Genomic DNA, 26,711 nt, shown 5'->3' on the forward strand with positions numbered 1-26,711 from the left:
ATGCATAATCATTAATAAAAATTACCTTTGCGAGTCCAATAATATTTCATTTACGGAGCTGCAAAGACACCACTGTCTTCAGGCTTCGCACTAACAACTCAACAGCATGTTTTTAGTATTCGATACCGAAACCACGGGACTACCAAAGAACTGGAAAGCCCCCATTACCGATACCGACAATTGGCCAAGGATGGTTCAGTTGGCATGGCAATGCCACGATATTGATGGTAAATTTCTGTTTGCTAAAAACCATGTAATCACGCCCGATGGCTATACCATTCCCGATGATGTTGTGGCGGTACACGGCATCACGACCGAGATAGCCCACGAAAAGGGTATCCCTCTAAAGGAGGCCCTCGAAGATTTTATGGCCGATGTGGCCAAAAGTAAGTTCATAATTGGGCACAATGTTACCTTCGATAACAATATTGTAGGATGTGAGTTGGTGCGTTCAGAAATGGACGAGCAGGCATTGGTAAATGCACCAAGTCTGGATACCATGACCAGCAGTAAGGAGTTTTGTAACCTAAAGCGCAATGGGCAGCTTAAAAACCCAACGCTTACAGAGTTACACATTAAGCTATTTACTGTTCCTTTTGAGGAAGCGCACAATGCCGCGGCCGATGTAGAAGCCACCACGCGTTGTTTTTTGGAGTTGGTAAGAGTTGGAGCTCTATCGGCACAGCTGCTGCAAATGACCGAGGCGGAGTTAGAGACTTTTCGCAGGGTAAACCCTAGTACGATACAACTAGTTGGCATTAAATACGAATCCTTTAAGGTAGATGTATTTGAAGATATTTCGCTTGAGGAAGAAGAGCTGCGTATTCGTAATGCTGCAGCTAACGCCGAAACCGTTCCCTTTGTGCATTTGCATGTGCATACCCAATATTCCATTTTAGATGGCGCCAATAAAACCGCTGATATTGCCAATAAGGCTGCTGCCGATGGTCAGCCAGCAGTCGCCATTACTGATCATGGAGGCATGTTTGGGGTAAAAGAATTTCATGTGTCCTGTACCAAAGCTGGCATAAAACCAATTATTGGTATCGAGGCTTATGTTGCAAAACGTGGCCATCTCCGTAAGGATGATAAAACCGATTCATCGGGACATCATATTATTTTATTGGCTAAAAATTATAAGGGGTATCAAAACCTTATGAAGTTAACCTCAATATCTAATGTGGCAGGTTTCTATTACAAACCACGTATCGACAAAGAGTTATTAAAGGAATACAGCGAGGGTGTCATTGTAAGTAGTGCTTGTTTGGGTGGCGAAGTTGCACAGCACATTATGCAAGGTAACATCGACAAAGCCAAAGAAACCATACTTTGGTTTAAAGGTGTTTTTGGCGATGATTATTACTTAGAGCTGATGCGCCATATAAATAACGACCCCATCCTCAGAAGAGATACATGGGAAAATCAAGCTAAAGTAAACCGAGTACTTGTTAAATTAGGGAAAGAGCTTGGTGTAAAGTTAATTGCCACCAACGATTCTCATTTTACCAACGAAGAAAATGCCGAAGCACATGATATGTTGGTCTGCTTAAGTACAGGGCGTGATTATAATGACCCTACGCGAATGCGCTACTCAAAACAAGAGTGGTTTAAAACCTGTGAGGAAATGAGTAAGTTATTTGCTGATATGCCCGAGGTATTACATAATACTATAGAGATTGCCAACAAGGTTGAAGCTTTTGAATTAAATAGCGATCCTATTATGCCGCCATTTAATATTCCTGAGGAATTTGGAACATTTGAAAGCTATAAAGAAAAATTTGATGAGGCTGCATTAATTGAGGAGTTTGAAGAAGCTGCCTACAAGCGCTTGGGCGGATATGAAAAGGTATTACAGATTAAGCTTGAGGCTGATTATTTAGCACACTTAACTCATATTGGGGCAAAAAAGCGCTATCCTGGCGATGAGCTAACAAGCGATAAATTAGAACGTATTGAGTTTGAACTCAACACCATAAAAACCATGGGTTTCCCAGGATATTTCTTGATTACTCAAGATTTTATTAACTGGGCTAAGGATAATGGGGTACTTGTTGGGCCAGGTCGTGGATCGGCCGCCGGAGCAGCGGTAGCTTACTGCATTTCCATTACCGATGTGGATCCTATTAAGTTCGATTTGCTATTTGAGCGTTTCCTAAATCCCGATCGTGTATCCATGCCCGATGTCGATATCGATTTTGATGACGATGGTCGCCAGAAAGTATTGGATTATGTAACCGATAAATACGGACAAGATAAGGTGGCACACATTTGTACTTTTGGTACAATGGCCACCAAGAGTTCGATAAAAGATGTGGCTCGTGTATTGAATCTCGATTTATCAGAAGCTAACCGCCTGGCAAAGATGGTTCCTGAGGCACCTAAAATGAATTTTAAAAAGGCTTACGAGCAATCGCCCGATTTAGAGCAAGAGAAACACTCGCCCAACCAACTGATTTCTCGAACTCTAAAATTTGCCGAACAGCTAGAAGGAGCAGTACGTCAAACAGGGGTACACGCCTGTGGTATCTTAATTGGTAAAAATCCATTGAGTGAGCATATTCCGGTTATGCCAACCAAGGGCGAGGAATTGTTAACCACGCAGTATGATGGACGTTTTGTTGAGGATATTGGTCTGCTAAAAATGGACTTCTTAGGTTTGAAAACGCTTTCAATCATTAAAGAAGTACTCGATAATATTAAGTTATCAAAGGGAATTGATGTTGATGTTAATAACTTGCCTGATGATGACGAAACTACCTTTAAGCTCTTTGGTAATGGCGAAACCACTGCCATTTTCCAGTTTGAGTCACCGGGTATGAAAAAGCACCTTCGTGCACTTCAGCCCAATCGATTTGAAGATTTGGTAGCCATGAATGCCCTGTATCGCCCGGGTCCGATGGAATATATCCCATCTTTTATTGAGCGTAAGCATGGTCGTGAGCCCATCATTTACGATCATCCAATGATGGAGCCTTACTTAAAAGATACTTACGGAATTACCGTGTATCAAGAGCAGGTGATGCTTCAGTCGAGAGCACTGGGTGGATTTACACGTGGTGATTCTGATTCATTGCGTAAAGCGATGGGTAAAAAAATCATTGCCATGATGGATAAACTTAAAGAGAAGTTTATCGATGGATGTTTGGGTAGTGATGAGTTTATGGATGCTTGTAAGGATGGTAAAACTACCAATCCAGATGCCAAGAAATTGATCGATAAGATTTGGGGCGATTGGGAGGCTTTTGCTTCTTACGCCTTTAACAAATCTCACTCGGTTTGTTATGCCTACATTGCATATCAAACCGGATACTTAAAAGCACATTACCCTGCAGAATTTATGGCGGGTGTACTGAGCCGTAACCTTAGTGATATTACTAAGATTACCACCTTTATGGAGGAGTGTAAGCGCATGGGTATGGATGTGCTTGGTCCCGATGTTAATGAGAGTTACCGTAAGTTTACCGTAAATAAAACGGGCGCTATTCGTTTTGGTATGGCAGGTGTTAAAGGTGTTGGGGCAGGTGCCGTGGAAGAAATTATCCGCGAACGCGATGCCAACGGACCTTTTAAAAGTATATTTGATTTTGTAGAACGTGTAAACCTACAAACTGTAAATAAAAAGAACTTAGAAGCTTTAGCAGCAGCAGGTGGTTTTGATGGTTTCGAAGGAATTCATCGTGCCCAATATTTCTCAAGTTTGCCGGGTGAAGAGACTTCGTTTATTGAGAATATTGCCCGCTATGGTAACTTATTTCAACAAGATAAAATTCAGCAAGCCAATTCTTTATTTGGCGCAGTAGGCGCTGGTGCGGATATTAAAACGCCTGAAGTGCCTGTTTGTGAAGAGTTCTCAATTCTAGAAAAATTAAATAGAGAGAAAGAGTTAATCGGAATTTACCTATCAGCGCATCCGCTTGATGTTTATAAATTAGAGATTAACCACTTTTGTAATACCAAAGCAAACCAGTTGGATGATTTGGCCAAATTAAAAGGTAGAGATGTCACAATTGGGGGAATGGTTGTAGGAGCACGTCATGGTGTCAGTCAAAAAAATGGCAACCCGTTTGGCTTTATGACGGTTGAAGATTATACCGGTTCGCATGAGTTTGCTTTCTTTGGTCGTGATTATCCAAACTTCTCTCAATACATTGTTGAGGGCTATTATATTATGGTCAAGGGTGTTGTGCAAGAGCGATGGAATAATCCTGATAACCTTGAGGTAAAGGTTACTAGTATTCAACTTTTAGATGGCTTGCGAGACGAACGTGTAAAAGGGATTAATATAAATATTCCATTGGATGCGGTGAATCAAGAATTGGTTACAGAGCTTGCTGCCATTACCGAAGAAAATACGGGTAATGCTACGCTGCGTTTTTCAATTTATGACACTGAAGATAATAACCAAGTGAAGTTTTTATCTCGCTCATCTAAGATTAAGCTAAGTGATGAATTTATCGATTACTTAGAAGGAAAACCGAATATTTCATTTACCTTAAGTTAGGGTAAATTATGTCATTTGGTCAGCATTCAAAAAATGGTATAAATCTTGACAGTAAGTTAAATCATGTTGTTAAATTAGTGAGGCAAAAACATATTTATTATTTTTGCGTTAACTCAGATAGAACACAAAGTATAAATTTTATAATATAACGTTATGACAGTTGAAGTAACAGATGCAAATTTTGAGGAGCTTGTATTAAAATCAGACAAACCAGTATTGGTTGATTTTTGGGCAGAATGGTGTGGACCTTGTCGCATGGTAGCTCCTGTAGTTAAAGAATTAGCAGAAGATTACGGCGATAAGGCAGTAATTACCAAAATGGATGTTGACGCTAATCCAGAAACATCAGTTAAATTCGGAATTAGAAACATTCCTACAATTCTTTTCTTTAAGAATGGTGAGGTAGTTGACAAGCAAGTAGGAGCAGTTCCTAAAACTTCGTTAGCAACAAAATTAGATGCTCTTTTATAATAAAGAATCTATACGATATAACTTTAAAAGCTGACTTAATAGTCAGCTTTTTTTGTTTTAATATGACATAAAGTGTAGTTCTTATTTTTGGCATACCAATTGACATATACTGCTGTGGTGTTTATATTGTGCCTATTGGTGACAGTTTGGCACTGTTCAATTTAGAAAAATTATTATGAGTAAGATTGAGATATCATTCGATAATTATGGGTTAAACGATATGTATGAATCTGAGGCAGAATTTATTCCCATTGTATCTGATGAGACTGATGAGGCTGAACAGGATTTTGATTTACCCGAAGAACTAGCGATATTACCTTTACGCAATACAGTATTATACCCAGGTGTTATTGTACCTATCTCTTTAGGTCGCGATAAGTCACTTAAACTAATAAAAGAAGTTCATAAAAATGGCGATTTCTTTGGGGCAATAGCTCAAAAGGATGGTTCTGTTGAAGAACCTAAATTAGACGATTTATATACAGTTGGAACGGCTGCTAAAGTAATTAAAGTACTTGAAATGCCTGATGGTTCTACATCAGCAATCATTCAAGGAAAGGCTCGTTTTGAAATAGGTGAGTTAACACAAGAAGATCCTTACTATAAAGCTAAAGTCAGTCGACTGGAGGATATCAAGCCTGAGAATGATGAGAATCGTAATTTTGAGGCATTGGTAAGTTCTCTTAAAGACTTATCGTTGCGCATAATAAAGTATTCAAATAATATTCCTACAGAAGCTTCGTTTGCTGTTAAGAATATCGAGAATAGCTCCTTCTTAATTAATTTTATTTGCTCAAACACAGATATCTCTGTTAAAGAAAAGCAGGTATTATTAAAAATTGACGAGTTAAGAGAAAGAGGTACTAAGTTGATGGAGCATTTGGCTCGCGAAGTACAGCTTTTAGAATTGAAGAATGATATTCAGAATAAAGCTCGTTTAGATATAGATCAGCAACAGCGCGAATATTTGCTGAATCAGCAAATGAAAACCATTCAAGATGAGCTTGGTTCAAGCCCGATTGAGCAAGAGGTTCGTGACTTAAAAACCAAAGCTGAGAAAAAGAAGTGGGGTAAAGAAGTTGCTGAAGTTTTTGTTAAAGAATTAGATAAATTAGAGCGTTTAAATCCTGCCACAGGAGAATATTCGGTTCAATATAACTACCTGCAAATTTTATTAGAACTTCCTTGGAATGAACATACCGAGGATAAATTCGATATGAAAGAAGCAGAGAAAGTGTTGGATCGTGATCATTTTGGCCTTGATGGGGTTAAAGAGCGCATACTTGAGCATTTAGCTGTACTAAAATTAAAAGGAGACTTAAAGTCGCCTATAATCTGTTTACACGGACCTCCAGGAGTTGGTAAAACTTCACTTGGGAAATCGGTAGCTGATGCTTTAGGGCGTAAATATGCACGAGTATCACTTGGTGGCGTGCATGATGAGGCAGAGATTCGCGGACATAGAAAAACATATATTGGCGCTATGCCAGGGCGTATCATCCAAAATATTAAAAAGGCAGGAAGCGCAAACCCTGTTTTTATTTTAGATGAGATAGATAAGATCGGAGCTAGTGCTCATGGCGATCCATCTGCTGCATTATTAGAGGTATTAGATCCTGAGCAAAATGAAAACTTCCATGATAACTTCCTAGAAGTAGGATTTGATTTATCAAAAGTAATTTTCATTGCCACAGCTAATACTTTAAATTCTATATCACAACCGCTTTTAGATCGTATGGAGCTAATTGATGTGAGTGGATATATTTTGGAAGAGAAGAATGAAATTGCCAAGCGTCATTTATGGCCTAAGCAATTAGAGAATCACGGTATTCCTAAAAGTAAGTTATCTATATCAAAAACAGTGATGACTTTCATTATAGAGAGTTATACACGTGAGTCAGGTGTGCGTGCCTTAAACAAAACATTGGCCAAGCTAGCTCGTAAATACGCTTTAAAAATTGCTACTGAGGTAGAGTTTAAAAAAGCAATTTCGATTGACGACGTTAAAGAAAACTTGGGCGTTGAGAAAATTTCGAAAGAGCGTTGGCAAGATGAATTTAGAGTTGGCGTAGTAACAGGTCTGGCTTGGACTGCCGTTGGTGGTGAGATTCTTTTTGTAGAATCAAGTGTGAGTAAGGGTAATGGTAAATTAACGCTTACGGGTAACCTTGGTGATGTAATGAAAGAGTCGGCTGTTTTGGCTCTTGAATATTTAAAATCGAATGCGGATGAAATTGGTATTGATACCAAATTGTTCGATGAAAAAAATATTCATGTTCATGTACCAGAAGGTGCAATTCCTAAAGATGGACCATCAGCTGGTGTAACTATGGCTACGGCATTAACATCATGTTTTACAGGTAGAAAAGTAAAGAAGAAGATTGCCATGACTGGTGAAATTACTTTGCGTGGTAAAGTGCTTCCGGTTGGAGGAATTAAGGAAAAGATACTAGCTGCAAAACGCGCAGGCATCAAAGAAATCATCTTATCGAAGGATAATATGAAAGATGTTGCTGAGATAAAAGAGGTTTATATTTCAGGATTAGAATTTCACTATGTGAGCTATATCAAAGATGTATTAAATATTGCCTTAGAGAAATAATATTACATTAGTTATATATACAAAAAGAGAGCTTCAATTTTGAAGCTCTCTTTTTGTATTGTTAAATATCAACGTAAGTATTGATATTGATTTTATCTGATTAAATCGATAAAACTTGAGTAAGCTCAAGTAATGCAGGATTTAATGATTTCTTATTTTTTAATGCCTGATTAAAAGGAACGTGTGTTACCTCTTTATTCATTACACCAACCATAATACTTTTTTGGTCATCTAATAAAGCTTCTACAGCAGAAACGCCTAAACGACTTGCTGTAACTCTATCAAAAGCTGAAGGAGTACCGCCACGCTGAATATGTCCTAAAATAGTTACACGTGTATCATAATCAGGATATTCTTTTGAAACTCGCTCAGCTACAGCAATTGCACCACCATTGAATTTCTCACCTTCGGCAACCAATACAATGCTTGAGCTTTTATCTTTATTAAAACCTTTTTCAAGGAAGTTGTAAAGTTGTTTAAAATCTGTATCAATTTCTGGTACTAAAATAGCTTCAGCTCCAGATGCAATACCACTACGAAGTGCTAAAAATCCAGCATCACGACCCATTACCTCAATAAAGAATAAACGACTGTGTGCACTTGCGGTATCTCTTACTTTATCAACAGCTTCAACAACTGTATTTAAGGCAGTATCATATCCAATGGTATAATCAGTACCATATAAATCGTTATCAATAGTTCCCGGAACGCCAACGATTGGAATATTATATTCCTGTCCGAAAATGCGAGCTCCTGTAAAAGTACCATCACCACCAATAACTACTAATGCATCGATACCTCGTTTCTTTAAATTCTCATAGGCCTTTTTACGACCATCAGGAGTGCGGAAACCTTCGCTTCGCGCTGATTTAAGAATAGTACCTCCTTGGTGAATGATATTACTCACCGACTTAGAAGTCATTGGCTCCATGCGATCAAGTATCATCCCATGATATCCTTGCTTAATTCCTACTACTTTAAGGTTGTTGTAAATTGCTGCACGCACTACTGCACGCACTGCTGCATTCATCCCAGGAGCATCGCCACCTGAGGTTAATACCCCAATTTTTTTAATCTGTGCCATTTTCTTTTAGTTGTCTGTTATTTTTTTTATTTCCTCAGCAACCTCTTCCATTAACCATGGAGGTGTTGAGGTTGCGCCGCATATTCCAACCGAATTTGGTAAGGGCGTAAACCACTTATGCTTTATGCCAGAGGCATCGTTCACAAAGTAAGATTTTGTATTACTCTGTAAACACTGTTTAAATAGCATTTGTGCATTACTACTCTTAGCTCCTCCCACAAAAATGATCAATTCGTGCTTTTTAGCAAAGGCATCAATCTTTTTTAGTCTGTTTGATACTTGTCTGCAAATGGTATCAAAAGACTTAAACTCGATTCCTTCATTAATATTTTTTTCAAGATAGGTGGCGATATCCTGAAATCCATCGACACTTTTTGTGGTTTGTGCATATAAATGTGTAGGCTTTGATAAGTCTACTGAATTTATATCCTCAATCGATTCTAATACGATTGCATTATTATCTGTTTGCCCAAGTAATCCAATTACCTCAGCGTGATTCTTTTTTCCATAAATAAGTACTTGTCCGTTTAAAGCACTTAACGTTTCATATGATTTTTTTACGCGCTGTTGCAATTTTAACACAACAGGACAAGTGGCATCAATCACTTTATGATTGTTCTCTTTCGCGATTTTATAGGTTAAAGGCGGTTCGCCGTGGGCCCTTATTAATACAGTTTTTCCTGTATTGAGTTTTAAGTCATCTGTCGAAATGGATGTCATACCCATCTTATCCAATCGATCTACTTCCTTTTGGTTATGAACAATATCGCCCAAGCAATTCAAAAGTTCATTCTCTTTTAGCGATAGCTCAGCAGCTTCAACCGCTTTAACTACGCCAAAGCAGAATCCTGAAGCAGGATCAATTTCTATTTTCAAAGATGGTAATTTCAAATCTCTAGTGACTATTATTTGATGTAATTTTTATATTAATTCTCGAGTTTTTAGTTCATCAACAATGAATTGTAATTGCTCGTCTTTGCTAAGATTACTATTGTCGATAACTATTGCATCATCAGCTTTGCGCAAAGGACTTTCATCTCTATTCTCGTCAATGTAATCTCGCTGTTTTACATTATCCAAAACTTGTTCAATGGTAATGTCTTCTCCTTTAAGTTGGTATTCTTTAAATCTACGCTGAGCTCTGATATTAGGATCGGCAGTCATGAATATTTTAAGGTCGGCATAAGGAAAGACTACAGTTCCTATGTCTCTACCATCCATCACAATGCTTTGTGTTTTTCCCATTTCTTGTTGTAAATCAACCAATTTTTTGCGAACAAAGCCGATGGCACTAATGGCACTTACATTGTTACTAACCTCTAATCCTCGTATCTTAGATTCTACCGATTGCCCATTTAAGAATGTTTCATTTTTCTTAGATTGTGCATCAAACTTAAAAGTGATGTTGATATCCTTTAGCGAAAGCTTTAATAGATCTTCATTTATTCCTGAAGGAGTAATAATATCATTGCGTAAGGCATGTAAAGTAACACAACGATACATAGCACCAGAATCGATAAAAACAATGTTGAGTAATTTTGCTAAGTCTTTTGCAACGGTGCTTTTACCGCATGAAGAATAACCATCTATGGCTATTACAATATTCGAATTCTTAATCATGTAAATTGTATTGAGCCACAAAAATACTGACGAATTATGAATTATCAATTACCTTTTGCAAAATAATGCGTAATTAACTACTTATGTTTCCGATTTTTCTTTCTAGGAGAGGAGTAATGTATGGCATTATATGGATCTCCGGGACAGCTATATGCTCCATTTTTCGATTTTGCGTTACGAGGACAGCCTATAAAACTGATACCGAATCTGAGATTTATATTGCGGGCAGCATCTAATGCAAAAAAAGCGGGTACATTATCACTAATAGCATGAAGATGAAATAAGCCCAACTGCCACCCAATGCCTAAGCCCAAATTGTTATATGTATTATTCTGTAAGCTATAGGATGCACTTGTGGATAGGTTTCTTAAAAGCTTAGCATTTGCTGAGAATGTTAGGCTTGAATGAAGTCTATTTATATATATTTCAGTATGGTATAGAACACCCACATTTATTTTTTTATTTATTTCTCGACTTACGCCTAGATATAGTATTGGGGTTAATTTTGATTTGTAGCCATTCTGAAGTACTTCCGGTTTAAAAAATTCTGCAATTGAATCAAGGGCCTCGTTATTATCTTGGTCATTAAAATCATCACCTATACCATCTAATGCGATATTCCCGTTCGATACTAAGTTGTAAGGATTAGTTTTCCAATTTATGAATCCTATATCAAGCAAGCTTCCTGATATAGTGGTTAGCTCATCAATTTTATAGACAAAGCCTAAATCTATCCCGACTCCAATATTTTCTCTGTTTAAGGCATAATTCATCCAATCAATATTATCATCCAAGTTTATATCTTTCACTTTTCCATCATCATCTTCTGTGATGGTAATTGGGGCGGATATATTTCCAGTGGCAGAGTTGGTAAAATCCAATGCAAAGGTATTTGCTTGGGTATAAATATTTGTGGTAGCAGGCTTCATATATGCATTTGATTTTCCGAACAGAAGCTTACCTCGAATACCAAAGTCGAAGTCTTTATTTACTTTTTTAGCCCAACCCAGTGCGTATTCACGATAATGATTTCCATTGATACGTAAACCATCCATTTCAACATTCTTCCCTTCAAACTGACTGTTACCATCTTTTGCTAGTAGCAATAGATTTTTAGGATAGATGTTATAGGTGTTCATTTTCTCGTTAACAGTAAAAGTAAAATAATGCTGTTTGTATTTGTATCCAAAACTCAGTAGGTTAACATGGAGTTCAGCGGCTAGTACTTCTAGGTTATTCATCTTTGATATTGCCTCATCAGGCATTATAAACAATTCGTTTCCATCGCCCGGCTGTAAAATATCTGTAGTTGCAAATCCGCTTGAAAACTGATTGACGTGTGTTGAGCCTAGTAGTGGTAAACCCACATACCAATTACATTTAATAGCTACTGCTGGATTTACAATATTAACCTGAGGCATATCTTGCATAAAAAACATGGTAGTGTTTTGTTGTGCATTAATTTGTATACTTGCACAAAACAGGAGCAAAAATGATATGTATGCCTTCTTACTCATGGAGTGGATTTACAATGTAAGCACGTACGCCCATATTAAGCTCAATTTCGTATTCTTCTAACTTGGCGATAACTTCTTCGGAGTTATTAACATTAAGTAATAAGATGGATACAGAAATATGTTTGGCACTTTCAATTGCTATCAGATCATCTTGATTCACATATTCATCGTGGGTAAAATTAACTAAGTCAATAATATCACCCTCTGAATCAACGTTAGCGTTATCTACTTTTAAAGTATCGGAAAAGAGTGTTTTTATGGTATTGTATTCGTTATCTAGATAATGTGCTTGTATATTTAGTTCTGCTGGGTAGCCATTGCGTATAAAGAATCGGAACATGATCTGTTCTAACCCGACATCATTAAATATAGTGCTATAATCAAACTCTAAGGTGTCACCAATGATAACTTCGCCAAGGTTCACATAATCGAAAATAAAACTATTGTCTCCAATGTAATTAGTATCACTAACTTCTTGTGTAAAAAATGGAACTGAAATTATTGGTTTCCAAATGTATTCTTGAGATATTTCGCTATAATCTTGCTTTAAGCAAGAGTTAAGAGTAGTAATAAACAGACTACTCATTAATAGTATGCGAAATAATGAAGGCATGTATAAAGAACTAGGTTAATAAAGGAGTTACAAATTAACCTTAATAATTGAGTAAAACAAATGCTTTATTATTAGCCTATTGTACTTACTCTACAAGCATAAGATTTATTTAAAATATTCTAATTCGATATAATGAATTAGGGAATGAATGATTTGAATATGAATTTCTTGTATTCTATCAGAATAACCTTCGTGTGGTATGCGAAGTTCCACATCGCAAATTTCTTTAAGTTTACCACCTTCTTTACCCGTTAGAGCAATAACCTTAATGCCCTTGCGTTTAGCCTCTTCTGCAGCTTTAATTATATTTGCAGAATTACCGCTTGTGCTGATTGCTAAAAGTACATCGCCAGGCCATCCTACAGCTTGAACGTAACGTGAAAATATATAATCGAAACCATAATCGTTACCCACGCAAGTGATGTGGGTTGGGTCGGAAATAGAAATGCCTGCGAGGCCCTCTCTTTCATCTCTAAATCTACCAGATAGTTCTTCAGCAAAGTGCATTGCATCACTCATTGAGCCACCATTGCCACAAGAAATTATTTTACCTCCTTCTTGCAATGAATCCACCATTATATCTCCCGCCTTTTTCATATTATCCCAATTATCAGGATTATTAATAAAGTTGGTTAATACATTTTGTGCTTCTGAAAAATTGGCTTTGATCTGTTCGATGCTCATGCTTTAGAATTTTAAGAGCGATAAAGATACAATCACTTTTTTAATCTAAGAATAATAGGAATATTTTTCAATAAAAAACCCTTATCAAAAATGATAAGGGTCTTTATTTAAGAAATTGAATTGTCAATTTTACTTAAGGCGCTGAATTACTCAGCAGCTGGTGCTTCAGGAGCCTCCTCAGTAGTTTCTTCTGCAGCTTCTGCATTTGCAGCCTCTGCTTCAGCAGCTAAATCAGATTTTCTTTTAGCGATAGCTTCAGCTCTGTCAGAGTTTACTTTAGTTTCACGCTCTAACTGTGCTTTAAGTGCATCAGCTTCTTTACCTGCTAAACCATCAATTTTAGCTTGTATTTTAGCTGTTTTTCCTTCAGCCCAAGCTTGGAATCTCTTCTCAGCTTCAGCCTCATCAAAAGCACCTTTTTTAACACCTTCTAATAAGTGTTTTTTCATCATAACACCTTTGTATGATAAAAGAGCTCTTGCTGTGTCAGTAGGTTGTGCACCTTTACCTAACCAAGCTAAAGCTTTATCGAAGTTTAATTCGATAGTTGCTGGATTTGTGTTTGGGTTATATGACCCAATACGCTCGATGTACTTACCATCACGTGGAGCTCTAACATCTGCTACCACAATGTGGTAGAACGCGTTTCTTTTACGACCATGTCTAGCTAATCTAATCTTTACTGGCATGCTTTCTTTTTTTTATTATTTGTAAAACAAATGTTGCAAAATCTCTGTTTTGCGAGCGCAAAGATAATAATTATTTTAGCATAACCTTATAGTTGAATGATTATTATTTGTTTAATACCTGATCAATAATGGTTTGAGTAACACCGGATTCAGTGTTTTTAGGCGCTAAAAAGTTTGCAGTTTCAATGATTTTAGGGTGTGCATTTTTCATGGCATAACTATATTTTGCCTCTTGCATCATCTCTAAATCATTTAAAAAATCACCAAATACCATGGTTTCATCTTTGGTAACGTTTAATGTACTCTGTAGCTTTTGCAAGGCTGCGCCCTTGTTAATTCCTTTGGGCATAATATCAAGCCAATGATCTCCTGATAAAGAAAAGTTAAGTTTATCCTCTAAAGGTTTGAATGTATCAGGCAATTCGTTTCCCCATTTATTGCTGTTATGTATGGCTATTTTTAATATTGAATCGGCTACAAAATCAAGACTATCGGCCATGGCCAAATTCTTATAATACTGATAAGCAGTTGTAAAGAAATCCCAATCTTTATTTTCTATATATGCGATGGTGTCGGTACAGATAATTAGGTTTAGCTCAGGCTGTTTTCTGACCTCTTCAATAATACACTCTATTTCTTTAAAGTCTATAGAGCCAAGAATGGATGCTGTGGGTTTTGTACCTAGGTAGGCACCATTGTCTGCAATGAAAATGATATTATGCTTTAGGTTTACAAATTCATATCTCAATGAATAGGATGGTCTACCACTGGCAATTACAAAATTTATATTTCTGTTTTGCAATTGCTTGTAGACTTCCTCAAAATTAGATGGCAAATTTTTATTGTCATCTAACAATGTCCCATCCATATCTGAAACAATGAGTTTTACCATATGCTCTTAATATTCAAAAAAATGTTTTGTTCCTTTATTTGAGTAGTATAAGTTTACAATTAACTGAACTATATGATTATAGTCGTCAATACCTTTTTCTACATTGTTGCTCTTTAGATAAGCGTCGTTAACCGTGGAGGTTATTTTATCAATTTTTGCATGGCGCCATTGCATCCAATGCTTGTGTTGGCTTATTAAATCTTCCTTTACACTCTTATCTATATTTTTTGTTAACGTGTTTTTATCCTTAAGGTTTCGTGCTTCGTAAAGAAAATAATCTAATATAAACAACCAAGCGCTATAATTTGCATACTTATTATCACAATTTAAAGTGGCCATACAACCATAGAAGTTGGCTTCAGCTTCGCTAGTTATACCAAACTGATGTGCTTTTTCATGCGCAATAACAATGGGAATATCCCAAGTTGAGAGATGCTTATTAATGTGTACTTCACTAAAGAATGGACCGTAGTAGCCTAATATTGTTGCTTTAGCAAAGAAATTACTGAAGGTGATGTTTTTAATGCGTCTTTGGTTTAAAGAATAGCTTATACCAAGATAATCGGATAATCGCTCATAGGATTTCTCAATATCTAAATTGAGTGATTCTTGGTTTAAACTATCAAATTCTGTATAACTATTGTTTGTGTGTTTAATTACCTCCTGAAATACTTCGATAAATTCTTCAGTGTTGGCAGGTCTGTTTTCTATTTCTATTCTTTTATCTAAAGGTACTCTGTAGTAGTTAAAGCCCCATAAAATATAAAATAGACTATAAGTAAGGCTAATGATTTGGGTAATACGTTTTGCAAAATAAGAGAATTTAATACGCTTGATACAAACCAAGATGATGAGAACCAAGATGGATAGTATGATTGCTATATATAAGGTATCGCTTAACGAGAATGGAATATGAAAGGATAATACGGATAATAGCTTAGCAGTAATTGGGTATATACTTTGCGAATATATGGTTTCAGTAAATGTAGGTTTGTTTTTGAATAGCTGTGTTAGTCCGAAAATAATAGCAGCCAATAAAATAGGCGAGTATGATAATGCTTTTTTTATTGTTGGTTTATTTTTATTCATATAATATTTAATATCGATCAGATTGTTATTACTTTCGTTGGTATACAAATATAGTTAATTTATAAGGCTCTATTTAGGAGGCTTTCAAACAGATTTATGATGCATATTCATTTTATAGCTATTGGTGGCGCTGCCATGCATAATTTAGCCATTGCTCTTCACAGTAAAGGATATAAAGTAACTGGTTCGGATGATGAGATTTTTGATCCATCAAAAAGTCGTCTTAAAAAGCATGGTTTATTGCCTGATGAATATGGTTGGTTTCCTGAAAAGATAAATGCTGATATTGATGTAATTATTTTAGGGATGCATGCCCGAAAAGATAATCCTGAATTATTGAAAGCTCAAGAGTTGAACCTAAAAGTATACTCATACCCTGAATATTTATATGAACAATGCAAGGGTAAAAAGCGTGTGGTGATAGGTGGGAGTCATGGCAAAACCACTATCACATCCATGATAATGCATGTGCTTAAAACCTTGGATTTTGATTTTGATTACATGGTAGGTGCCCAGGTTGAAGGCTTCGAAACTATGGTAAAACTATCGCATAGCGCACCTATTGCTATTTTTGAAGGGGATGAATATTTATCGTCACCTATAGATTTGCGACCAAAGTTTCATTGGTATAAACCTCATGTAGCCTTGTTAACAGGAGTAGCTTGGGATCATATTAATGTTTTCCCAACTTGGCCTATGTATGTTGAACAGTTTAAAATATTTGCTGATTCAATTCAAGAGAATGGCTCTTTGGTTTGGTATACTAAGGATCCGGAGTTAAACAAAATTTGCACAAAATTACCTGAGAGTATAAAGTCGCTTCCATACGATACTTTAGAGCATACCATTAAGGATGGAGAAACGCAGGTGTGTATTAATGATAAAAATTATGAGCTAAATATTTTTGGGGAGCATAATTTGCAAAACCTAAATGGCGCACGTTTGGTTTGTGGGCAACTGGGTATTAGTGAAGATCAGTTTTTCAATGCTATTGCCAGCTTTGCAGGTGCTGCTAAACGACTTCAGACTCTAAAGAAAAATAGAGAAACTGCCATATATCTTGATTTTGCGCATTCGCCATCAAAACTAAAAGCTACTACCGAAGCTGTAAAAAAACAATTCCCCAATCGTAAGTTGATTGCCTGTATGGAGCTGCATACTTTTAGTAGTTTGAATAAGGATTTTTTACCTCAGTACGAGAATACCATGAAGTTTGCAGATCGTGCATTGGTTTTCTTTAATCCAGAAGTAATCAAACACAAACAATTGGATGATATCACAAAGGAAGAAGTACAGAAGGCTTTTGCCAGTGATAATGTTGAAGTTTACACTGATACTGAATTAATGCAAGCCGAAATAAAGAAAATAGATTGGCAAAATAAAAACCTGCTGTTTATGAGTTCGGGGAATTTTTCCGGTATCAATTTTAATGCTTTTGCCGAAGAGCTAATCGATTAAACGTTGGTACCATGGTGCATCTCCTTTTGTAAACTCAAAGTTATCGGCCGCCGCCACAATAGTTGCTAATAAATCGTATTGAGGCATGGTATATTCCATCTTATAATTTGAATTAAGATATACCATAAACGAATCGAGACAGGTGCCATCGTAGCCGGTTAATGATTTTACATTCTTCCGCGAAGTGAGTTTTATAAACTCGGCGGACTCATCGGCTAATCGTTCTAGTTGCTTAATTTCTTCACGTTTTTGAGCAACCTTATCTTTACCTCCTGTAGACAGGGTTAGTCCAAAAGTTCCTTGATTCATTTTAGCATTAGCTTTTCCCATGGCAATAGCTTCAGAGAAATCCCAATTATTAACCATCTCTTTCACCTTGTCTGCTTCAGTTTCTTCAATTCGAAGATCTTTAAAGGCTTGCTTAAAATGTGCATAAGAGTAGTAGCGTACCACCTCTATTTCATCAAGTGCATAAATATTTGTATTCACTTTTAATTTAATAGTATCATCCATTGTGGTCCAAATACCAGGTATTACCCATTCGGTGGCTTTGTAGCCCATGCAACGGAATTTAAGCGTATCTCCAACGGTTCCCGAAATCGAAAAAGCTCCATCAAAATCACTTAATGCAACTTCTCCTGTTTGTACATTTTTTATGGCTCCATACTGAACAGCCTTATTCTTAAATTGCTCCCCTACATATCCGCTGAAGCGCATTTTTTCAAACTCTTGTGCCTTGCTTATGGCAAATATTGCCAATAATGATATAATCAGATATACTTTCTTCATCTTATTCCCTCTTCTCAAATTCCTCCTTTGTATCTAAAATGAGTTGCTTTACTATTAACGGATTAGTTCTGGATGTTATTGTTAGGTGTGTATTGCAATAAATAATGAAACTGTTCAGTGTGTCTCCTTCATATGCTGAAATCTCTTTTATTACCTCAGCATTATAAAATTCATCTACTATTTCTTGCTGTTCATGTTTTGCTAGTTCAGCTCGCATGTTGCGTTTTCTTTTTTCACTTTTGCTGGTGTGGTAAAAAATATAGCTAGCCGGGCTTACTACTGCTGCAATTAGTGGAGGTTTACCGCTAAAACCATCGTTGCGAAGTGGGGCTGGAGCTAAATCTTCATTCTTCCCTAGTTTAATATCATCGGGTAGGTGTAAATGCATATCGGTTCCGCCAACATCAACACCTTGTATCATATAAGTCCGTCTGGTTAGCATTATATCTACAATAGAATCAACTCCAATAAAATCACTTACCTGCAGCGTAAGTGCTTCGTATCCCATACCAAATACTCGTAAGGAATCACCCATAGGGAAACTATATATTATAACGCCATCTTTGTTGGTTACAAAATGATGTTGGCTCATATAGCTGATGGTTTGGGCATTCGCAATGGGTTTGTTATTTTCAGTATCGAGCAAGCGCATAGCTACTCTAATCGAAGTAGTATCCGATTGAGCAATGGCATTTACTGACAGTATCAGAAATAACAATGTGTATAGAGTGGGTTTTATCACAATAGCAAAGTTACTATACTTTTTGTGCCGAAAGGAAAAAGTGAAGCGCCTTAACACAACTTTAACTGATTTCGATAAGCTATAAAGCAGTTCCGCAACTTTTGCAATACTTAGCATCTTCTTTATGGTCTTGATCTTTGCAATTTGAACAAGTCGGTGCATTTTTTACAGGTCTTGTAAGCTCTGCTGTTACAATTCCGGTGGGTACAGCGATAATGGCATAACCTAAAATCATAATAAAGCTTGAAACAAATTGCCCTAAAGCCGTTACCGGGGCAATATCGCCATAGCCCACAGTAGTAAGTGTAACAATAGCCCAATAGATACTTATGGGGATGCTTATAAAACCACTATCTGCGTTGCCTTCTATCAGGTACATAAGTGTACCAAGGATGGTTACTATGATTACTATGGCAAATAAAAAAACACCAATTTTCCGGCTGCTCGATTTTAGCGCACTGTATATAACAGCGGCTTCTTTTATATATCGGGTTAGTTTTAAAACTCTAAAAACTCGGAGTAATCGCAACGAGCGTAATACTAAAAGGGCATGACTATCGGTATAAACAAACACCAATACTGTAGGTAATATTGCCAGTAAATCTATTACTCCATAAAAGCTTAAGGCATACTTTAGGGGTTTGGGCGATACAATTAAGCGTACTAAATATTCTCCGATGAATATTAAGCCAACAATCCATTCAACCTCATTTAGTACAGCATAGAAGTTAACCGATTTACCAGGAATGCTTTCAAGCATTACTACAATAATACTGAAGGTAATTAGCAGAATTAATAGGATATCAAAGGCCTTTGCCTTGGGCGTATCTGATTTAAATATGATTTCAAATATCTTTTCGCGCAATGTCATAGAGAATAGTATTTAATGTAAAGATAAATGATTCAAATTAAAGATGGCATTCTCCACCAGCATGTCGAGGCTGCTTCCGATTAATTTTGTTAATTTTGCTACATAAATAAAAAGCGCATGATTAATAAAACAGACTGCACAAAGATTGGTGTATTAGCAAAGCCTCATGGGGTTAAAGGCGAGATTTCAATATCGTTAGAAGAAGGTATTTATGCCGGTGATTTTGAATCGGAATTTTTACTGCTTGATATTGAAGACGGTCTGGTGCCTTTTTATATCGAAAGCATTCGCGATAAAAGTAATAAATACGTTTTGGTAAAGCTAGCTGATGTTGATACAGAGGACAAAGTTCGTAAACTTGCCGAAACAGATATTTATGTTTTAACTACGGAAATGCTCATTAATGAGGAAAAGCCCTCTGCTGCTTTGGTTGGATTTACAGTAAACGATGCAGTTAAGGGTAATGTTGGAGTTATTTCAGGAGTGCAAGAAATAACGAACAACCCACTTTTTGAGATTGATGCTGATGGAAACGAAGTTCTAATTCCAATCAATCCTGATTTTATTTTATCAATAGATGAGGATAATAAAATCATTAATATGGATCTTCCGGAAGGATTAATTGATGTTTTCTTAGATGAGGATGAAGAAGATATTGATTTTGAAATACCTGAAGAGTAATATATGAAGATTGCATTAGTTGCGTTACTGGTTGGTGTTTTAGTTTCACTACAATTAAGTGCTCAAACCCAAATAAAAGAGCATACTTTAATACCAAGCGATGTAGGTTTTGATATTGAAACAGGTACCATTACAAACTATCGTAGAGTATTAACACACATTATTATACCCGATTACTTTAGCATTGAGGGTAAGCAAATTCCTATTAAGGTTATTGGTAAAGAGGCTTTCGCCGATGGCGGATTAAAGCAAGTGGTGATGGGTAGTTCTGTTACTACAGTTGAAGAATATGCCTTTAGTAAAAATGCCATTGATAGCTTGGCTTTAAGCTCCGAAATTACAAAAATAGGGGTAGAGGCTTTTGCTTGGAATAAAATAACTTCAGTAGTACTGCCACCCAACATTCAGCGACTTGAAACGGGGGTATTTAAATACAATGAATTGGATAGTATTAGAATACCTAATTCAGTTACCCACATTGAGGAATGGGCTTTTGCAAAAAATAAAATCTGGAAACTTTACCTTAATGAATCCTTAGTCAGTATTGGCGATTATGCTTTTTATAAAAACAAAATACAAAGGGTAGTACTTCCTAAAACGGTGATGGAGGTTAAGGATAATGCTTTTATGTACAACCAACTTTTGGTTCTGAAATTAAATAAGAAGCTAGAACGCATTGGCGCGGCAACCTTCTCCTATAATAAGTTGGAGGAAGTAGATTTACCTCGTAACATAGTGGAGATTGGTAAAGGGGCTTTCTTTTATAATCCTGATCTGATTCCCATAGAATTACCACAGGAGGTAAAAGCCAAAGGAAAGCCAGATAAGGTTTGGGTAAATAATAAGGATAAAAAAGTAAGCGAAATTAAAGAGTTTAGAGATGCTTACTCTGTAAAAGAAAAATAGTATTGAAGCTGTGCTTCGTTTAGCATTCACCTATTCTTCCAAGTCTGTTTCTAAGGCTTTTATTTGTTTGCGCCACTTGTCGCTGATTTCAATTGAAGATTGTGTTTTCGGATTGAAGCCCACCATTACTGAATCACATGTTGCTTTTATTACTTTTTCACCTTCCGCCAATTGTTGACTTAGCTGAATGCTTTTGTTGCCAATTTTAGTAATCTTGGTTTTAACTACCAACTGATCGTTTAAAAACACAGGCGCCATAAAGTCCGTTTTAATAGAAGCTACAATTGCCTGAAAGTTATCCCAATCAATTGGCTCGCCAAACACCTTGCGGAAATAGAAGATACGCCCTAAATCAAAATACTCCTGAATAGTAGTATTATTCACATGTCCAAACGAATCTAAATCGTTAAAGCGTAATTGTATGGGTGTTTCTTGATGAAAAATCATTAGTTGTTAGTTAACTTAGTTATAAGTGTTAAATGATAAGTTATAAACGTTCCAATAGGCAACGTTAATAGTCAATTAATACGGTAATGTGTAATTGCCAGTAGCGCGCTCATATCAAAGCATCTTATAAAATATACATTGCATAAATAATTCGCCCTCGTTGCACGGGCTATTCGCGTATAATTTGAATTTGGCCGTCAACACCTAACTTCATGATGCTTGATGGTGGCGGATTTGAAGTTTCATCTTGGCGGAAGCCTACAACGTAATCTACGCCTGCCTTAATTTCTTCAGATATTTGGCCAAAGTTTTGAGGCGAATCTTCGCCATTGATATTGGCCGATGTTGATACGATAGGCTTTTTAAATCGAGCACAAAGCTGTTGCGAAAACTGCTCAGAGCTTACTCTAATCCCAATTGTTCCGTCTTCGCCAATTAAGTTATTAGCTAAATTTTTAGCCCCAGGAAATATAATTGTAATTGGTTTCTCACTAAGCTCAATTAAATCATAAGCCATTTCAGGTACCTCCTGCATGTACGATGGTAATTTGGCATCACTATCCAATAACACCAACATGCTTTTTGAGTCTTCACGTTGTTTTAGGTCGTATATTTTTTTAACCGCTTCAGGGTTAGTAGCATCACAACCAATGCCCCAAACAGTATCTGTTGGGTATAGAATCAGTCCTCCGTTCTGAAGTACTTCTATCGCTTTCTTTAAATCATCGTGCATAGCTATATATTTTGTGCGCAAGATAGTAAAAAGACCATCTTGTGAAAAGCCTTTTTACAAGTACCCTGTCTGAATATTTTGTGTAAAAGTCCGAATTAAATGTATCATTAAAGAGGTAATACCATCTGTAAGTGACAAAAAGTAACAAAAATCTGACTATTGTTATGTTTTGTTTGGCATTTCAAGTACCTAATCTCAAACAAATCATTAATTTTACGCCCCTAAAATAATGTCAATCATAATGGAACAGATTAAAAGAACCAAGATCAAGGATATTCTGGCTTCAGCCGAATACGAAAAAACAGTAAATGTAAAAGGATGGGTAAGAACCCGTAGAGGAAATAAATTCGTCAATTTTATAGCGCTTAACGATGGTTCATCTATTCATAATTTACAGATTGTAGCCGATGTAACTCAGTTTGATGAGGAGCTAATTAAAAGAATTACCACCGGATCTGCTATTTCAGTAAATGGTACATTAAAGGAATCAGCGGGTAAAGGACAGTCAGTAGAAATTCAGGCAACAGAGATTGAAGTAGTTGGCGATTGTAATGCCGATGAATATCCATTGCAGCCAAAGAAACACTCTTTAGAATTCTTAAGAGAGATTGCTCACCTACGTTTTAGAACCAATACCTTTGGTGCTATTGCACGTGTGCGTCATGCCATGATATTTGCAGTACATAGTTTCTTTTCAGAAAAAGGATTCTTAAATATTCATACGCCTATTATTACAGCTTCTGATGCTGAGGGTGCTGGTGAAATGTTTAAGGTTACCACAATGGATATTAACAATGCCCCTAAAACTGAAGAGGGTGATGTTGATTATAGCAAAGACTTTTTTGGTAAAGCCACTAACTTAACCGTATCGGGTCAGTTAGAAGGGGAGTTAGCAGCCTTAGCTATGTCTGAGATTTATACTTTCGGACCAACATTTAGAGCTGAAAATTCAAATACAACGCGTCACCTTGCTGAGTTTTGGATGATAGAACCTGAAATGGCATTCTATGATTTAGACGATAATATGGATTTGGCCGAGGAATTCACTAAGTACCTATTAAACTATGCACTTGAAAACTGCATGGAAGATTTAGAATTCTTAAGCAAGCGTTTACAAGAAGAAGAAAAAGGTAAAAAGGCAGCAGACCAATCAATGGAACTCATTGAGAAATTACGTTTTGTTGTTGATAACGATTATATCCGTTTAACGTATACTGAGGCTATTGATATTTTAATGCAATCGAAGCCTCATAAAAAAGGTAAATTCCAATACGAATTGAAAGGATTTGGAAGTGACCTGCAATCGGAGCACGAGCGTTACCTAGTTGAGAAACACTTTAAGAAGCCAGTTATTTTAACAGATTACCCAATGTCGATTAAAGCCTTTTACATGAAGCAAAGCGACGATGGTAAAACCGTTAAGGCGATGGATGTTTTATTCCCGCAAATTGGTGAAATCATTGGTGGTTCGCAACGTGAAGAAAGCTACGATAAGTTATTAGAAAGAATGCGTGCTATGGATTTACCAGAAGAAGAAATGAGCTGGTATTTAGATACACGTAAATTCGGATCGGTACCACATAGTGGATTCGGATTGGGTTTTGAGCGTTTAATGTTATTTGTAACAGGTATGGGTAATATTAGAGACGTAATTCCTTTCCCTCGTACGCCAAATAACGCTGAGTTTTAATAACAATACTTCATTGGGATTTGTTAGAGAGTAGTTTGGTTTTAAATAGCCCACACTACTGACTTCTGACTAGAAACTCATGAGCTAAAATAATAGCCATCTCTATTGTAGGGATGGCTTTTTTTGTAACAAAAATCGAACCATTTAACTTTATTAAACACTCAAATAACAAATTTTAATAATGGCAAGCTGTGCAATTCACTTATTTATCTGTATTTTTGCTTGGTACCATTAATAATCGATGGTATTTCAGGCCTGTTGATATAGCTTCTAATTGGTTTATTTTATTCAAATAAAATCAAACTATACAATGCAAATACAGTTATAATAGTAGAGACCTTCTCTTGGCCAGAAATTAATAGAGGCATAAACCGTTTAATTCTATCATATGTTAAAACAGAGTTTACAGCAAAAATTGCTACAAAAGTTATCGCCACTTCAAATACAGGTGATAAAGCTGCTGGAGGTTCCTGCGGCTCAATTGGAGCAACGCATAAAGAAGGAGATTGAGGAGAATCCTGTTTTAGAATTAGAAGGCGAAAGAAGAGATAATCCGGATAACCCGGAGGAAAACGATAGAGAAGTCAATAACGATAAGGATGAGTTATCGATAGAAGATTATATTCAAAACGAAGATGTTCCCTCATACAAACTGCAATCTCGTAATTTCTCAAAAGACGATAAACACGACGATATTCCATTTTCAGATGGAGCTTCTTTTCACGAGCATTTAATAGATCAGCTTGGTTTAAGAATACTTGATGATAAGCAGCGTTTAATGGCTGAGCATATTATTGGTAATGTGGATGAGGATGGTTATTTGCGCAGAGAAATTGATGAAATTATTGATGACATTGCCTTTAGTCAGAATATTGAGTTTGAAGAAAAAGAAGCCCTCGACGTGCTTAAGGTAGTGCAAGATTTTGAACCACCGGGTGTGGCAGCGCGTAATTTACAAGAGTGCTTGATTCTGCAATTGGAGAAAAAGGATAAAACCTTTCCATCGGTAAATGATGCCTATAATATTATTAAGTACCATTTTGAAGAGTTTACGCGTAAGCATTACGATAAAATTACCAAGCGACTTAGTTTAGAGGAGGAGGATGTGCGCGATGCTCTAGAGGAAATACTAAAGCTAAATCCAAAGCCAGGAAGCAGCTACAGTAATCCGATGCACAAAACAGTGCAACATATTATTCCGGATTTTATTTTAGAGTATAAGGATGATACGCCTGAGCTATCACTAAACAACCGTAATGTGCCTGAACTGAGAATTAGTCAGACTTATTCAGAGATGCTTCAGGATTATTCGGCCAATAAAAAGAACCAATCCAAGGACAAGAAGGATGCGGTAATGTTTGTGAAGCAAAAGCTCGATTCGGCCAAATGGTTTATTGATGCCATTAAGCAGCGCCAAAATACGCTTATGCACACGATGAATGCAATTTTGGCCTATCAGAAAGAGTATTTCTTAGATGGCGATGAAACCAAGTTGCGCCCAATGATATTAAAAGATATTGCTGAAATTACCAACTTGGATATTTCAACCATATCGCGTGTATCCAATAGTAAGTATATTCAAACGCACTTTGGTATATTTCCGCTAAAGTATTTCTTCTCTGAAGGTTTACAGAACGATGATGGCGAAGAGGTATCTACCCGTGAGATTAAGAAAATATTGCAAGATTGTATTGATGCCGAGAACAAAAAGAAACCGCTTACTGATGAAAAGCTTTCGCAGATATTAAAAGAGAAATCGTATAATATTGCGCGTCGTACTGTGGCTAAATATCGTGAGCAATTGAATATACCGGTAGCACGCTTGCGTAAAGAGTTATAATCAAACTAATACTAATGCACCACAACAATTCTATTTTGATAAAGCTAGCTAAGATTATCTCAACACTATTTCATCCGCTACTAATGCCAACACTAGGTTTGTTGGTTATTTTTAGTTTAAATAGTCATATAACCTATATTCCTTTTGAATACCGTAAGTATATTACGCTGGTTATTTTTGTGAGCACCTTTGTGTTGCCCCTAAGTATTATGCCGCTTTTTTATCAGTTGGGCGTCATCAAATCCATACAAATGGAGAAACCCAAGGAGCGCATTATTCCTTTAATTACCACTTCGTTTTTCTTTGCATTGGGGTATTTGTTTTTAACGCGTTTTCAGTTGCCTTCGTTTATTGCTAGTTTTTATAGTGGTACGCTAACGGCGGTTGTTTGTGCTTTGCTAATTACCTTGTTTTGGAAAATCAGCATTCACATGGTGGGTGTTGGCGGTGTTGTTGGTGCGCTATTGGCAATTAGTTTAAAGTATGGTGTAAATACCTTGGTGATGCTTACCTTTTGTGTGTTTGTTGCCGGATTAATTGGTACCGCACGTTTAAAACTGAATGCGCACAATCCCAAACAAGTATATGCAGGCTTTGCTTTAGGCCTGTTTTCGTTATTGGTGGCTTCGTTTGTGTAATTAGGGAGCAGTATTTGAATACAAGGGCTTAAGCGGATAATACCTAAGTGCCTCATCATGACGAGTCGCAAAAAGTACATTATTGCTATTCGATATTGCGTCATCACGAGGCACGCGGCGATCTTAAGGCAAGTAGTAAAGCCATTTTATCATT

23 protein-coding genes are annotated in these 26,711 nt (G+C 36.6%); 9 read left to right on the forward strand and 14 right to left on the reverse strand.

Features of this window, described 5'->3' with window-relative positions; all coding sequences use genetic code 11:
• The first annotated feature begins 106 nt into the window (after positions 1-106).
• The 3 genes from dnaE (at position 107) to lon (ending at position 7,574) form a co-directional block, all read left to right on the forward strand.
• Positions 107-4,501: a DNA polymerase III subunit alpha gene (gene dnaE, locus A8B35_RS15240; RefSeq protein WP_083634476.1), complete on the forward strand. Its 4,395-nt coding sequence runs from the start codon at positions 107-109 to the stop codon at positions 4,499-4,501.
• Positions 4,502-4,654: 153 nt separating this feature from the next.
• Positions 4,655-4,972, forward strand: coding sequence for a thioredoxin (gene trxA, locus A8B35_RS15245; protein ID WP_075603406.1), 318 nt, complete (start codon positions 4,655-4,657; stop codon positions 4,970-4,972).
• Positions 4,973-5,147: 175 nt separating this feature from the next.
• Positions 5,148-7,574, forward strand: coding sequence for an endopeptidase La (gene lon, locus A8B35_RS15250; protein ID WP_075603407.1), 2,427 nt, complete (start codon positions 5,148-5,150; stop codon positions 7,572-7,574).
• A 100-nt stretch (positions 7,575-7,674) separates the two neighbouring features.
• Here the strand turns inward: lon and pfkA are convergent, their stop codons facing one another.
• From pfkA to A8B35_RS15295, 9 genes are all read right to left on the reverse strand, one after another.
• The gene (gene pfkA, locus A8B35_RS15255) at positions 7,675-8,658 is read right to left on the reverse strand and encodes a 6-phosphofructokinase (RefSeq protein ID WP_075603408.1); all 984 of its coding nucleotides are present in this window, start codon (positions 8,656-8,658) and stop codon (positions 7,675-7,677) included.
• Positions 8,659-8,664: 6 nt separating this feature from the next.
• Positions 8,665-9,534, reverse strand: coding sequence for a 4-hydroxy-3-methylbut-2-enyl diphosphate reductase (locus A8B35_RS15260; protein ID WP_075603445.1), 870 nt, complete (start codon positions 9,532-9,534; stop codon positions 8,665-8,667).
• 45 nt (positions 9,535-9,579) lie between these two features.
• Positions 9,580-10,278 (reverse strand): (d)CMP kinase, encoded by a 699-nt coding sequence (cmk, locus tag A8B35_RS15265; protein WP_075603409.1) that lies wholly within the window; start codon positions 10,276-10,278, stop codon positions 9,580-9,582.
• A gap of 77 nt (positions 10,279-10,355) precedes the next feature.
• The gene (locus A8B35_RS15270; RefSeq protein WP_075603410.1) at positions 10,356-11,795 is read right to left on the reverse strand and encodes a DUF5723 family protein; all 1,440 of its coding nucleotides are present in this window, start codon (positions 11,793-11,795) and stop codon (positions 10,356-10,358) included.
• The gene (locus tag A8B35_RS15275; protein ID WP_075603411.1) at positions 11,788-12,408 is read right to left on the reverse strand and encodes a hypothetical protein; all 621 of its coding nucleotides are present in this window, start codon (positions 12,406-12,408) and stop codon (positions 11,788-11,790) included. Before A8B35_RS15275 ends, A8B35_RS15270 begins: the two co-directional genes overlap by 8 nt.
• A gap of 105 nt (positions 12,409-12,513) precedes the next feature.
• The gene (gene lpcA, locus A8B35_RS15280) at positions 12,514-13,092 is read right to left on the reverse strand and encodes a D-sedoheptulose 7-phosphate isomerase (RefSeq protein ID WP_075603412.1); all 579 of its coding nucleotides are present in this window, start codon (positions 13,090-13,092) and stop codon (positions 12,514-12,516) included.
• Positions 13,093-13,238: 146 nt separating this feature from the next.
• The gene (locus A8B35_RS15285) at positions 13,239-13,781 is read right to left on the reverse strand and encodes a 30S ribosomal protein S16 (protein ID WP_075603413.1); all 543 of its coding nucleotides are present in this window, start codon (positions 13,779-13,781) and stop codon (positions 13,239-13,241) included.
• Between the two features lie 103 nt (positions 13,782-13,884).
• On the reverse strand, positions 13,885-14,673 hold the full coding sequence (locus tag A8B35_RS15290) for a Cof-type HAD-IIB family hydrolase (RefSeq protein WP_075603414.1): 789 nt from the start codon (positions 14,671-14,673) through the stop codon (positions 13,885-13,887).
• Between the two features lie 6 nt (positions 14,674-14,679).
• Entirely contained in the window at positions 14,680-15,762 is a 1,083-nt protein-coding gene (locus tag A8B35_RS15295; RefSeq protein WP_075603415.1) for a DUF3810 domain-containing protein, read from the reverse strand.
• 96 nt (positions 15,763-15,858) lie between these two features.
• Between A8B35_RS15295 and A8B35_RS15300 the strand changes: the two genes are divergently transcribed.
• Positions 15,859-17,220 (forward strand): UDP-N-acetylmuramate--L-alanine ligase, encoded by a 1,362-nt coding sequence (locus A8B35_RS15300; protein WP_222844165.1) that lies wholly within the window; start codon positions 15,859-15,861, stop codon positions 17,218-17,220.
• On the opposite strand, the gene A8B35_RS15305 is transcribed toward A8B35_RS15300, so the two are convergent.
• The 3 genes from A8B35_RS15305 to A8B35_RS15315 all read right to left on the reverse strand — a co-directional run bounded on the left by A8B35_RS15305 (position 17,209) and on the right by A8B35_RS15315 (position 19,622).
• Complete coding sequence (locus A8B35_RS15305) at positions 17,209-18,009, reverse strand: hypothetical protein (RefSeq protein ID WP_075603417.1); 801 nt, start codon at positions 18,007-18,009, stop codon at positions 17,209-17,211. The genes A8B35_RS15300 and A8B35_RS15305 overlap by 12 nt on opposite strands.
• 1 nt (position 18,010) lies before the next feature.
• Positions 18,011-18,751, reverse strand: coding sequence for a hypothetical protein (locus tag A8B35_RS15310; RefSeq protein ID WP_139314912.1), 741 nt, complete (start codon positions 18,749-18,751; stop codon positions 18,011-18,013).
• A 79-nt stretch (positions 18,752-18,830) separates the two neighbouring features.
• Positions 18,831-19,622 (reverse strand): ion transporter, encoded by a 792-nt coding sequence (locus A8B35_RS15315; protein ID WP_075603419.1) that lies wholly within the window; start codon positions 19,620-19,622, stop codon positions 18,831-18,833.
• A gap of 117 nt (positions 19,623-19,739) precedes the next feature.
• On the opposite strand from A8B35_RS15315, the gene rimM reads away from it, so the two are divergent.
• Both rimM and A8B35_RS15325 read left to right on the forward strand, forming a co-directional pair.
• A complete protein-coding gene (rimM, locus tag A8B35_RS15320) occupies positions 19,740-20,303 on the forward strand; it encodes a ribosome maturation factor RimM (protein ID WP_075603420.1) in 564 nt (187 codons plus the stop codon).
• 3 nt (positions 20,304-20,306) lie between these two features.
• Positions 20,307-21,209, forward strand: coding sequence for a leucine-rich repeat domain-containing protein (locus A8B35_RS15325; RefSeq protein WP_075603421.1), 903 nt, complete (start codon positions 20,307-20,309; stop codon positions 21,207-21,209).
• 30 nt (positions 21,210-21,239) lie between these two features.
• Here the strand turns inward: A8B35_RS15325 and A8B35_RS15330 are convergent, their stop codons facing one another.
• Together A8B35_RS15330 and A8B35_RS15335 are read right to left on the reverse strand one after the other, a co-directional pair.
• Positions 21,240-21,656 (reverse strand): acyl-CoA thioesterase, encoded by a 417-nt coding sequence (locus A8B35_RS15330; protein WP_075603422.1) that lies wholly within the window; start codon positions 21,654-21,656, stop codon positions 21,240-21,242.
• Positions 21,657-21,825: 169 nt separating this feature from the next.
• On the reverse strand, positions 21,826-22,389 hold the full coding sequence (locus A8B35_RS15335; protein WP_075603423.1) for an L-threonylcarbamoyladenylate synthase: 564 nt from the start codon (positions 22,387-22,389) through the stop codon (positions 21,826-21,828).
• A gap of 241 nt (positions 22,390-22,630) precedes the next feature.
• Here A8B35_RS15335 and asnS point away from each other — a divergent pair, with 241 nt between their 5' ends.
• The 3 genes from asnS (at position 22,631) to A8B35_RS15350 (ending at position 26,557) form a co-directional block, all read left to right on the forward strand.
• The gene (asnS, locus tag A8B35_RS15340) at positions 22,631-24,079 is read left to right on the forward strand and encodes an asparagine--tRNA ligase (protein ID WP_075603424.1); all 1,449 of its coding nucleotides are present in this window, start codon (positions 22,631-22,633) and stop codon (positions 24,077-24,079) included.
• Between the two features lie 388 nt (positions 24,080-24,467).
• Entirely contained in the window at positions 24,468-25,919 is a 1,452-nt protein-coding gene (gene rpoN / locus A8B35_RS15345) for an RNA polymerase factor sigma-54 (RefSeq protein ID WP_075603425.1), read from the forward strand.
• Positions 25,920-25,933: 14 nt separating this feature from the next.
• On the forward strand, positions 25,934-26,557 hold the full coding sequence (locus A8B35_RS15350) for a PAP2 family protein (RefSeq protein ID WP_139314913.1): 624 nt from the start codon (positions 25,934-25,936) through the stop codon (positions 26,555-26,557).
• Positions 26,558-26,711: the final 154 nt, after the last annotated feature.

It is taken from the genome of Saccharicrinis aurantiacus, from assembly GCF_001660705.2.
In the GTDB taxonomy this organism is placed as follows: domain Bacteria; phylum Bacteroidota; class Bacteroidia; order Bacteroidales; family Marinilabiliaceae; genus Saccharicrinis; species Saccharicrinis aurantiacus.

Excerpts from the sequence above, each read along its gene's own strand:
- asnS (WP_075603424.1), top strand. The coding sequence starts at position 22,631 with ATGGAACAGATTAAAAGAACCAAGATCAAGGATATTCTGGCTTCAGCC.
- A8B35_RS15305 (WP_075603417.1), bottom strand. The coding sequence starts at position 18,009 with ATGAAGAAAGTATATCTGATTATATCATTATTGGCAATATTTGCCATA.
- A8B35_RS15350 (WP_139314913.1), top strand. The coding sequence starts at position 25,934 with ATGCACCACAACAATTCTATTTTGATAAAGCTAGCTAAGATTATCTCA.
- A8B35_RS15275 (WP_075603411.1), bottom strand. The coding sequence starts at position 12,408 with ATGCCTTCATTATTTCGCATACTATTAATGAGTAGTCTGTTTATTACT.
- rimM (WP_075603420.1), top strand. The coding sequence starts at position 19,740 with ATGATTAATAAAACAGACTGCACAAAGATTGGTGTATTAGCAAAGCCT.
- A8B35_RS15285 (WP_075603413.1), bottom strand. The coding sequence starts at position 13,781 with ATGCCAGTAAAGATTAGATTAGCTAGACATGGTCGTAAAAGAAACGCG.
- A8B35_RS15330 (WP_075603422.1), bottom strand. The coding sequence starts at position 21,656 with ATGATTTTTCATCAAGAAACACCCATACAATTACGCTTTAACGATTTA.
- A8B35_RS15270 (WP_075603410.1), bottom strand. The coding sequence starts at position 11,795 with ATGAGTAAGAAGGCATACATATCATTTTTGCTCCTGTTTTGTGCAAGT.
- A8B35_RS15290 (WP_075603414.1), bottom strand. The coding sequence starts at position 14,673 with ATGGTAAAACTCATTGTTTCAGATATGGATGGGACATTGTTAGATGAC.
- trxA (WP_075603406.1), top strand. The coding sequence starts at position 4,655 with ATGACAGTTGAAGTAACAGATGCAAATTTTGAGGAGCTTGTATTAAAA.
- A8B35_RS15295 (WP_075603415.1), bottom strand. The coding sequence starts at position 15,762 with ATGAATAAAAATAAACCAACAATAAAAAAAGCATTATCATACTCGCCT.
- lpcA (WP_075603412.1), bottom strand. The coding sequence starts at position 13,092 with ATGAGCATCGAACAGATCAAAGCCAATTTTTCAGAAGCACAAAATGTA.
- rpoN (WP_075603425.1), top strand. The coding sequence starts at position 24,468 with ATGTTAAAACAGAGTTTACAGCAAAAATTGCTACAAAAGTTATCGCCA.
- pfkA (WP_075603408.1), bottom strand. The coding sequence starts at position 8,658 with ATGGCACAGATTAAAAAAATTGGGGTATTAACCTCAGGTGGCGATGCT.
- A8B35_RS15335 (WP_075603423.1), bottom strand. The coding sequence starts at position 22,389 with ATGCACGATGATTTAAAGAAAGCGATAGAAGTACTTCAGAACGGAGGA.
- A8B35_RS15300 (WP_222844165.1), top strand. The coding sequence starts at position 15,859 with ATGATGCATATTCATTTTATAGCTATTGGTGGCGCTGCCATGCATAAT.
- A8B35_RS15315 (WP_075603419.1), bottom strand. The coding sequence starts at position 19,622 with ATGACATTGCGCGAAAAGATATTTGAAATCATATTTAAATCAGATACG.
- cmk (WP_075603409.1), bottom strand. The coding sequence starts at position 10,278 with ATGATTAAGAATTCGAATATTGTAATAGCCATAGATGGTTATTCTTCA.
- lon (WP_075603407.1), top strand. The coding sequence starts at position 5,148 with ATGAGTAAGATTGAGATATCATTCGATAATTATGGGTTAAACGATATG.
- dnaE (WP_083634476.1), top strand. The coding sequence starts at position 107 with ATGTTTTTAGTATTCGATACCGAAACCACGGGACTACCAAAGAACTGG.
- A8B35_RS15325 (WP_075603421.1), top strand. The coding sequence starts at position 20,307 with ATGAAGATTGCATTAGTTGCGTTACTGGTTGGTGTTTTAGTTTCACTA.